Genomic DNA, 9,440 nt, shown 5'->3' with positions numbered 1-9,440 from the left:
CACCCCGCCAACCCCCGACCAGGCCAAAACGATCCACCGCCTCCACATTGGCCCTTGCTGTGGACTGGTCCGGCGGGCGACCCTCTGGGGCAGTAGGAAACCCAGCAGGAAACCCAGTAGGAACCCCCCCTTCTCCACCCAGCGAGGTCCCGTGTCCAGCACCCTCCCCAACAGCGCCCAGAACCCCGAGACCGGCACCGCGCGCGTGAAGCGCGGCATGGCCGAGCAGCTCAAGGGCGGTGTGATCATGGACGTGGTCAACGCCGAGCAGGCGAAGATCGCCGAGGACGCGGGCGCCGTGGCCGTCATGGCCCTGGAGCGGGTCCCGGCCGACATCCGTAAGGACGGCGGCGTCGCCCGGATGTCCGACCCCAACATGATCGAGGAGATCATCGAGGCGGTCTCCATCCCGGTCATGGCCAAGTCGCGCATCGGCCACTTCGTCGAGGCCCAGGTCCTGCAGTCCCTCGGCGTCGACTACATCGACGAGTCCGAGGTCCTCACCCCGGCCGACGAGGTCAACCACTCCGACAAGTGGGCCTTCACCACCCCCTTCGTCTGCGGTGCCACCAACCTGGGCGAGGCCCTGCGCCGTATCGCCGAGGGCGCGGCCATGATCCGCTCCAAGGGCGAGGCCGGCACCGGCAACGTCGTCGAGGCCGTCCGTCACCTGCGCCAGATCAAGAACGAGATCGCCCGGCTGCGCGGCTTCGACAACAACGAGCTGTTCGCCGCCGCCAAGGACCTGCGCGCCCCGTACGAGCTGGTCAAGGAGGTCGCCGAGCTCGGCAAGCTCCCGGTCGTGCTGTTCTCCGCCGGTGGCGTCGCCACCCCGGCCGACGCCGCGCTGATGCGCCAGCTCGGTGCCGAGGGCGTCTTCGTCGGCTCCGGCATCTTCAAGTCGGGCGACCCGGCCAAGCGCGCCGCCGCCATCGTGAAGGCCACCACCTTCTACGACGACCCGAAGATCATCGCGGACGCCTCCCGCAACCTGGGCGAGGCCATGGTCGGCATCAACTGCGACACCCTCCCCGAGGCCGAGCGCTACGCCAACCGCGGCTGGTAAGGCACAGGTACCGAAGGACATGAGCAACACACCCGTCATCGGCGTCCTGGCCCTCCAGGGCGACGTACGGGAGCATCTGATCGCCCTGGCCTCGGCGGACGCCGTGGCCAGGCCGGTCCGGCGCCCCGAGGAGCTCGCCGAGGTGGACGGCCTGGTCGTCCCGGGCGGCGAGTCCACCACCATCTCCAAGCTCGCGGTCCTGTTCGGGCTGATGGAGCCGCTTCGCGCGCGCGTGGCCGACGGCATGCCCGTCTACGGCACCTGCGCCGGCCTGATCATGCTCGCCGACAAGATCCTCGATCCGCGCTCGGGCCAGGAGACGATCGGCGGCATCGACATGATCGTGCGCCGCAACGCCTTCGGACGGCAGAACGAGTCCTTCGAGGCCACCGTCGAGGTCACCGGAGTCGGCCCCGTCGAGGGCGTCTTCATCCGGGCGCCCTGGGTGGAGTCGGTGGGCGCGGGGACCGAGGTCCTCGCCGAGCACGGCGGCCACATCGTCGCGGTCCGCCAGGGCAACGCCCTCGCCACCTCGTTCCACCCCGAACTGACCGGCGACCACCGGATGCACGCCCTCTTCGTGGACATGGTGCGCGACGCCCGGTGACCGGCTCCCGGTAGGATCTCTGGCGAACGACGCAGAATTGGTTACGCGAAGGAGACAGGCAGATGTCCGGCCACTCTAAATGGGCTACGACGAAGCACAAGAAGGCCGTGATCGACGCCAAGCGCGGCAAACTCTTCGCGAAGCTGATCAAGAACATCGAGGTCGCGGCCCGCACCGGCGGCGCCGACATCGACGGCAACCCGACCCTCTTCGACGCCGTGCAGAAGGCGAAGAAGCAGTCGGTGCCCAACAAGAACATCGACTCCGCGCTCAAGCGCGGCGCCGGTCTCGAGGCGGGCGGCGCCGACTACGAGACGATCATGTACGAGGGCTACGGTCCCAACGGTGTCGCGGTGCTCATCGAGTGCCTCACCGACAACCGCAACCGTGCCGCCTCGGACGTGCGCGTCGCCATGACCCGCAACGGCGGCTCGATGGCCGACCCGGGCTCCGTCTCGTACCTCTTCAACCGCAAGGGCGTCGTCGTCCTGCCCAAGGGCGAGCTCACCGAGGACGACGTCCTGGGCGCCGTCCTGGACGCGGGCGCCGAGGAGGTCAACGACCTCGGCGAGTCCTTCGAGATCATTTCCGAGGCCACCGACCTGGTCGCGGTGCGCACCGCGCTCCAGGAGAACGGCATCGACTACGACTCGGCCGAGGCCAACTTCGTCCCGACCATGCAGGTCGAGCTGGACGAGGAGGGCGCGCGCAAGATCTTCAAGCTGATCGACGCGCTGGAGGACAGCGACGACGTGCAGAACGTCTTCGCCAACTTCGACGTCTCCGACGAGGTCATGGAGAAGGTCGACGCGTAACGGCGCGCTGTGCGGGCGTTTTCCGGCGGGCCGGTGGGACACCTCCCACCGGCCCGCCGCCGTTGTCGGTGGCAGCGGATAGCCTGGCAGCAAGTCAAAGATCACCAGGGGAGGGCGCGTGCGGGTACTGGGCGTGGACCCGGGGCTGACCCGGTGCGGTGTCGGTGTCGTCGAGGGCGTGGCGGGCCGCCCGCTGACGATGCTCGGCGTCGGCGTGGTCCGCACACCCGCGGACGCGGAGCTCGGCCACCGCCTGGTCGCCATCGAGCAGGGCATCGAGCAGTGGCTGGATGAGCACCGGCCCGAATTCGTCGCGGTGGAGCGGGTGTTCAGCCAGCACAACGTCCGGACGGTGATGGGCACCGCCCAGGCCAGCGCCGTCGCCATGCTCTGCGCCTCCCGGCGCGGCATCCCGGTCGCCCTGCACACCCCCAGCGAGGTCAAGGCCGCCGTCACCGGCAGCGGCCGGGCCGACAAGGCCCAGGTCGGCGCGATGGTGACCCGTCTCCTGCGGCTGGACGCCCCGCCCAAACCGGCCGACGCGGCGGACGCGCTGGCCCTCGCCATCTGCCACATCTGGCGCGCCCCCGCCGTCAACCGCCTGCAACAGGCGCACGAGCAGGCCCGCCGTGCCCACCTCTCCGTAAAGAAGGTCACGCGATGATCGCCTTCGTCAGCGGCCCGGTCGCCGCCCTCGCCCCCGACGCCGCGGTGGTCGAGGTCGGCGGCGTCGGCATGGCCCTGCAGTGCACGCCCAACACCCTGGCCACCCTGCGCGTCGGCCAACAGGCCAAGCTCGCCACGTCGTTGGTCGTCCGCGAGGACTCCCTCACGCTGTACGGGTTCGCGGACGACGACGAGAAGCAGGTCTTCGAGCTGCTCCAGACCGCCAACGGGGTGGGCCCCCGGCTCGCCCAGGCCGTCCTGTCGGTGCACACCCCCGACGCGCTGCGCCGGGCCTTCGCCTCCGGTGACGAGAAGGCGCTGACCGCCGTGCCCGGCATCGGCAAGAAGGGCGCCCAGAAGCTCCTCATCGAGCTGAAGGACCGGCTCGGCGCACCCGTCGGCAGCGCCCCCGCCACCGGCGCCCCGGTCTCGGCGGGCTGGCGCGACCAGCTGCACGCCGCCCTGATCGGCCTCGGGTACGCCACCCGCGAGGCCGACGAGGCGGTCACCGCCGTCGCCCCCCAGGCCGAGGCCACCGGGGCGCCGAACATCGGGGCGCTCCTGAAGGCCGCGCTGCAGACCCTCAACCGCGCCCGCTGAGCCGCCCGGCCCCGCCCTGCCCGACGCCGCCCGACCCGACGAGAGAACCGTACTGATGAACTGGGACGAGACCGGATCCGAAGCCGACGCCACCGACCCGAGGCTGGTCGGCTCGGTGGCCGACGGCGAGGACCAGGCCGTCGAGGCCGCCCTGCGCCCCAAGGACCTGGAGGAGTTCGTCGGCCAGGAGAAGGTCCGCGAGCAGCTCGACCTGGTGCTGCGGGCCGCCCGCGCCCGCGGCGCCACCGCCGACCATGTGCTGCTCTCCGGCGCCCCCGGCCTCGGCAAGACCACGCTCTCGATGATCATCGCGGCCGAGATGGGCGCCCCCATCCGCATCACCAGCGGCCCGGCCATCCAGCACGCGGGCGACCTCGCCGCGATCCTCTCCTCCCTCCAGGAGGGTGAGGTCCTCTTCCTCGACGAGATCCACCGCATGTCGCGCCCCGCCGAGGAGATGCTCTACATGGCGATGGAGGACTTCCGGGTCGACGTGATCGTCGGCAAGGGCCCCGGCGCCACCGCCATCCCGCTGGAGCTGCCCCCCTTCACCCTGGTCGGCGCCACCACGCGCGCGGGCCTGCTGCCGCCCCCGCTGCGCGACCGCTTCGGCTTCACCGGGCACATGGAGTTCTACGAGCCGGCCGAGCTGGAGCGAGTGATCCACCGCTCGGCCCGGCTGCTCGACGTGGAGATCGACACGGCGGGCGCGGCCGAGATCGCCGGCCGCTCGCGCGGCACGCCCCGTATCGCCAACCGCCTGCTGCGCCGCGTCAGGGACTACGCGCAGGTCAAGGCCGACGGCGTGATCACCCGCGAGATCGCCGCGGCGGCCCTGGGGGTGTACGAGGTGGACGTACGGGGCCTGGACCGCCTCGACCGGGCCGTGCTCCAGGCCTTGCTGAAACTGTTCGGTGGCGGCCCGGTCGGCCTGTCCACGCTGGCGGTCGCGGTGGGGGAGGAGCGGGAGACCGTCGAGGAGGTGGCCGAGCCCTTCCTCGTACGGGAAGGCCTGCTGGCGCGCACCCCGCGCGGGCGCGTCGCCACCCCCGCCGCCTGGGCCCACCTGGGCCTGGTCCCGCCCCAGCAGGGTCAGGGGGGCGTCCCGGGAAGCGGACAACAGGGGCTCTTCGGGCCGTGACGGCGCGGGTGGGTGCACGGGGAGGAACCCGGGTGCGATGCTGGGCGTTGTTCCAGCTGTGCGGACTCGCTTAGACTCCGCCGATGCCGCCCTCGTATTTGCCGGTCGGCATACCCACCCCCAGATCAGGCCGCACTCCTTGCGCGGTCGTGCGAAGGAAGTTCGTCCCGTGAATCCCGTGACCCTTCTCCCCTTCATCATCCTCATCGGGGCCATGTTCCTTATGACCCGTTCCGCGAAGAGGAAGCAGCAGCAGGCCGCGGCCATGCGGAATGACATCCAGCCCGGCACCGGCGTCCGCACCATCGGCGGTATGTACGCCACGGTGAAGGAGATCGGCGACGACACGATCCATCTGGAGGTGGCGCCGGGCGTCCACGCCGTCTACGCGAAGAACGCGATCGGCGCGGTCCTCTCCGACGAGGAGTACAACCGCATCGTGCACGGCGAGACGGACGAGGCCTCCGACCTCCCGGCCGTGCCGGACGACGCCTCGTCGCTGACCGAGACCGCCGGGCACCCGGCCGACGAGGCCGAGGCGGCCGACGTGGCCGAGGCCGCCCCGGCGGACAAGATCGACCTGGGCAAGAAGGACGAGGCGGACGACGCCGCCGCGCCCAAGGACGGCAAGGCAGACGGCGGGTCGGACGCGAAGTAGCCGCTCTCGGGGACCGGCGGGCGCCAGCGCGCGCCCGCCGGTCCCGCCGAGGGTGACGACTTCCACGGGGGACGTCCCCACAACACTTCGTGGCCGCCCAGGCGCACACCCGGCGCGGGCGGTTGGACAGGGAGAAACGACAAGGTGGCAGCACCGAAGAAGGGCCGAAGGCCGGCGGGGGCCCAGGGCAGGCCGGGGCGCACCCTGGTCCTGTTCCTGATCGCCATGGTGGCCCTCGCGGGCGGCATGTTCGCCTCCGGGCACAACACGCCCCGCCTGGGCATCGACCTCGCCGGCGGTACGAGCATCACGCTCAGGGCGAAGGCCGAGCCCGGCCAGGAAAAGGCGATCAACAAGAACAACATGGACACCGCGGTCTCGATCATGAACCGCCGTGTCAACGGTCTGGGTGTCTCCGAGGCCGAGGTCCAGACCCAGGGCGATCGCAACATCATCGTCAACATCCCCAAAGGGACGAACTCGGAGCAGGCCCGCCAGCAGGTCGGCACCACCGCCAAGCTCTACTTCCGGCCCGTCCTCACGGTCGCCGCCGGCACCCCGGCCAAGCCGCAGCCCAGCGGCTCGCCGAGCCCCACGGCGAGCAAGAGCGCGGGCAAGAACGGCGACAAGAACAAGCCGTCCTCGACGCCGTCGACCAAGCCGAGCGCGAAGTCGACGCCGCAGGGCCGCGCCCTCACCGACGCGCTGAAGGCGGACGGCAAGCCCTCCCCGAAGACCACGCCGGGCCTCCCGGCGACCACCCCGAAGCCGGGGACGACGCCGGGCGCGACGCCGCCGGTACCGCCCACCGGCGACGCGGCGGCGGTGGCCAAGCTCCAGAAGCAGTTCGAGGGACTCGACTGCTCCACCAAGGAGTCGCGCGCCAAGGCCGCCTTCGGCAGCAAGGCCACGGACACCATCGCGGCCTGTGACCAGACCGGCGAGGCCAAGTACATCCTGGGCCCGGCCGAGATCGAGGGCACGGACGTCAAGAAGGCCAAGGCCGTCATCGACCAGCAGCGCGGCATGTGGATCGTCCAGATGGACTTCACGGGCAAGGGCTCGAAGAAGTTCCAGTCGATCACCGGCAAGCTGTCGAAGCAGCAGTCCCCGCAGAACCAGTTCGCCATCGCGCTGGACAACCAGGTCGTCTCCGCCCCGTCGGTGAGCCAGACGCTCAGCGGCAGCGCCGAGATCTCCGGCAGCTTCAACCAGCGCTCCGCCAACGACCTGGCGAACGTGCTGTCCTACGGCGCCCTGCCGCTCTCCTTCGAGGAGCAGAGCGTCACCACCGTCACCGCCGCGCTCGGCGCCGACCAGCTGCACGCCGGTCTGATCGCCGGCGCCATCGGCCTGGCGCTGGTCATCCTCTACCTGGTGCTCTACTACCGGGGTCTGGCGCTGGTCGCCCTTCTGAGCCTCGTGGTCTCCGCGGTCCTCACGTACGTGATCATGGCGCTGCTCGGTCCGGCCATCAACTTCGCGCTGAATCTGCCCGCGGTCTGCGGAGCCATCGTCGCCATCGGCATCACGGCGGACTCGTTCATCGTGTACTTCGAACGGATCCGGGACGAGATCCGCGAGGGCCGCACCCTGCGTCCGGCCGTCGAGCGTGCCTGGCCCCGCGCCCGGCGCACGATCATGGTCTCCGACTTCGTGTCGTTCCTCGCCGCCGCGGTGCTGTTCATCGTGACCGTCGGCAAGGTCCAGGGCTTCGCCTTCACGCTGGGCCTGACCACCCTGCTCGACATCGTCGTGGTGTTCCTCTTCACCAAGCCGGTGATGACGCTCCTGGCGCGCAAGCAGTTCTTCGCCGGCGGCCACCCGTGGTCCGGTCTGGATCCGCAGCGTCTGGGCGCCAAGCCGCCGCTGCGCCGCGCCCGCCGCACCTCCGCCGCCCCCACCGACCCGAAGGAGGCGTGAGATGTCGCGACTCGGTCATCTCGGCGCCCGGCTCTACCGCGGTGAGGTCGGCTACGACTTCGTCGGCAAGCGGAAGATCTGGTACGGCATCTCGATCCTGATCACCATCACGGCCATCCTGGGCCTGGCGGTGCGGGGTCTGACGATGGGTATCGAGTTCGAGGGCGGCGCGGTCTTCACCACCCCGAAGACCTCCGTCTCGGTCGCCCAGGCGGAGCAGGTCGCGGAGCGCGCCTCCGGCCACGACGCCATCGTCCAGAAGCTCGGCAACAAGGGTCTGCGCATCCAGATCAGCGGCATCGACACCGCGAAGTCGGACGCGATCAAGACCGAGCTCTCCAAGGACCTCAAGGTCCCCGCCGAGGACATCAACGCCGACCTCGTCGGTCCCAGCTGGGGCGACCAGATCGCCAACAAGGCATGGACCGGTCTGATCGTGTTCATGATCCTCGTGGTGATCTATCTGGCGATCGCCTTCGAATGGCGCATGGCTCTCGCGGCCCTGGTCGCGCTGATCCACGACATCACGATCACCGTCGGTATCTACGCGCTGGTCGGCTTCGAGGTCACCCCGGGCACCGTGATCGGTCTGCTCACCATCCTCGGTTACTCGCTCTACGACACCGTCGTCGTCTTCGACGGTCTCAAGGAGGGCCAGCGGGGCATCACCAAGCAGACCAGGCTCACCTACAGCGAGATGGCCAACAAGAGCCTCAACGGCACCCTGGTGCGTTCCATCAACACCACGGTCGTCGCGCTGCTCCCGGTGGCGGGTCTGCTGTTCATCGGTGGCGGTGTCCTCGGCGCCGGCATGCTGAACGACATCTCGCTGTCGCTCTTCGTCGGCCTCGCGGCCGGCGCGTACTCGTCGATCTTCATCGCCACCCCGCTGGTCGCCGACCTCAAGGAGCGCGACCCGCAGATGAAGGCCCTCAAGAAGCGGGTGCTCGCCAAGCGGGCCGCCGCCGCGGCCAAGGGCGAGAGCGCCGACGACCCCCGTGACGGCGAGCCGCAGGACGGCGCCGAGGACGCGGAGGACGCGACCGCGACCGCCGGCGCGGTCGTCGGCCAGCGCCGCCAGCCCTCCCGCAACAACCGGGGGAAGCGCCGATGACGGTCACCACCCAGGAGCTGCTGCTCAGCCGGATCCGTGACGTACCGGACTATCCGAAGCCGGGCGTGCTGTTCAAGGACATCACGCCGCTGCTCGCGGACCCGGCCGCCTTCACGGCTCTCACCGAGACCCTCGCCGAGCTGTGCGTACGCCACGGCGCGACGAAGATCGTCGGCCTGGAGGCGCGCGGCTTCATCCTGGCCGCCCCGGTCGCGGTCCGCGCGGGCATCGGCTTCATCCCCGTGCGCAAGGCGGGCAAGCTCCCCGGAGCCACGCTCTCCCAGGCGTACGAGCTGGAGTACGGCACGGCCGAGATCGAGGTGCACGCCGAGGACCTGGCCGCGGGCGACCGCGTCATGGTCATCGACGACGTGCTCGCGACCGGCGGCACGGCCGAGGCCTCCCTGGAGCTGATCCGGCGGGCCGGGGCCGAGGTGGCCGGAGTGGCGGTCCTGATGGAGCTCGGCTTCCTGGCCGGGCGCCAGCGGCTGGAAGCCGCCCTGCGCGGGGCTCCGCTGGAGGCACTCATCACGCTCTGATCAAGAGCGGCGAAGACGCGGAAGGCGGGCACCGGGGGAATCCGGTGCCCGCCTTCCGCGTTGACGCGGTTGTGCCTGATGAGAGCCGGTCCGGCAGACCGCGCCCCCCGCCCGTCCCGCCCCCGGGAACGGGGGCTCCCCCGGGCAGGCGGCGCCCCGGCTACAGCCGGTCACACCCGCCCGACACGAACCGGCCGCCGAGGATCGATACCATGGGCTTCCGGGCCTGACCGGGGGACCCGGATCCTCCCCCAGACTCCGTCCGGGGAGACCCCAGAGGAGCGCTCTTGCCAGACGAGGCCCAGCCACTC

10 protein-coding genes are annotated in these 9,440 nt (G+C 70.7%); all 10 read left to right on the top strand.

What is annotated here, in order from left to right:
• Positions 1–151: 151 nt before the first annotated feature.
• The 10 genes from pdxS (at position 152) to ACJA3G_RS21350 (ending at position 9,129) form a co-directional block, all read left to right on the top strand.
• A complete protein-coding gene (pdxS, locus tag ACJA3G_RS21395) occupies positions 152–1,066 on the top strand; it encodes a pyridoxal 5'-phosphate synthase lyase subunit PdxS (protein WP_406554629.1) in 915 nt (304 codons plus the stop codon).
• 19 nt (positions 1,067–1,085) lie between these two features.
• Positions 1,086–1,673, top strand: a complete 588-nt coding sequence (gene pdxT / locus ACJA3G_RS21390) for a pyridoxal 5'-phosphate synthase glutaminase subunit PdxT (protein ID WP_406554628.1) — start codon at positions 1,086–1,088, stop codon at positions 1,671–1,673.
• Between the two features lie 62 nt (positions 1,674–1,735).
• A complete protein-coding gene (locus tag ACJA3G_RS21385; RefSeq protein ID WP_406554627.1) occupies positions 1,736–2,488 on the top strand; it encodes a YebC/PmpR family DNA-binding transcriptional regulator in 753 nt (250 codons plus the stop codon).
• A gap of 118 nt (positions 2,489–2,606) precedes the next feature.
• Complete coding sequence (gene ruvC, locus ACJA3G_RS21380) at positions 2,607–3,152, top strand: crossover junction endodeoxyribonuclease RuvC (protein ID WP_369380802.1); 546 nt, start codon at positions 2,607–2,609, stop codon at positions 3,150–3,152.
• Positions 3,149–3,754 carry a Holliday junction branch migration protein RuvA gene (gene ruvA, locus ACJA3G_RS21375; RefSeq protein WP_406554626.1) on the top strand — a complete coding sequence of 202 codons (606 nt, stop codon included), beginning with the start codon at positions 3,149–3,151 and terminating at the stop codon, positions 3,752–3,754. Before ruvC ends, ruvA begins: the two co-directional genes overlap by 4 nt.
• A gap of 55 nt (positions 3,755–3,809) precedes the next feature.
• A complete protein-coding gene (ruvB, locus tag ACJA3G_RS21370; protein ID WP_406554625.1) occupies positions 3,810–4,895 on the top strand; it encodes a Holliday junction branch migration DNA helicase RuvB in 1,086 nt (361 codons plus the stop codon).
• A gap of 169 nt (positions 4,896–5,064) precedes the next feature.
• The gene (gene yajC, locus ACJA3G_RS21365; protein WP_406554624.1) at positions 5,065–5,553 is read left to right on the top strand and encodes a preprotein translocase subunit YajC; all 489 of its coding nucleotides are present in this window, start codon (positions 5,065–5,067) and stop codon (positions 5,551–5,553) included.
• Positions 5,554–5,697: 144 nt separating this feature from the next.
• A complete protein-coding gene (gene secD / locus ACJA3G_RS21360; protein ID WP_406554623.1) occupies positions 5,698–7,476 on the top strand; it encodes a protein translocase subunit SecD in 1,779 nt (592 codons plus the stop codon).
• Position 7,477: 1 nt separating this feature from the next.
• Entirely contained in the window at positions 7,478–8,590 is a 1,113-nt protein-coding gene (gene secF / locus ACJA3G_RS21355) for a protein translocase subunit SecF (RefSeq protein ID WP_406554622.1), read from the top strand.
• Positions 8,587–9,129, top strand: coding sequence for an adenine phosphoribosyltransferase (locus ACJA3G_RS21350; RefSeq protein WP_406554621.1), 543 nt, complete (start codon positions 8,587–8,589; stop codon positions 9,127–9,129). The genes secF and ACJA3G_RS21350 overlap by 4 nt, the downstream gene beginning before the upstream one ends.
• The last annotated feature ends 311 nt before the right edge of the window (positions 9,130–9,440 follow it).

It is taken from the genome of Streptomyces sp. YS-3 (assembly GCF_045257485.1).
Lineage (GTDB): Bacteria > Actinomycetota > Actinomycetes > Streptomycetales > Streptomycetaceae > Streptomyces.
This window is presented reverse-complemented; position numbering and strand designations above follow the sequence as displayed.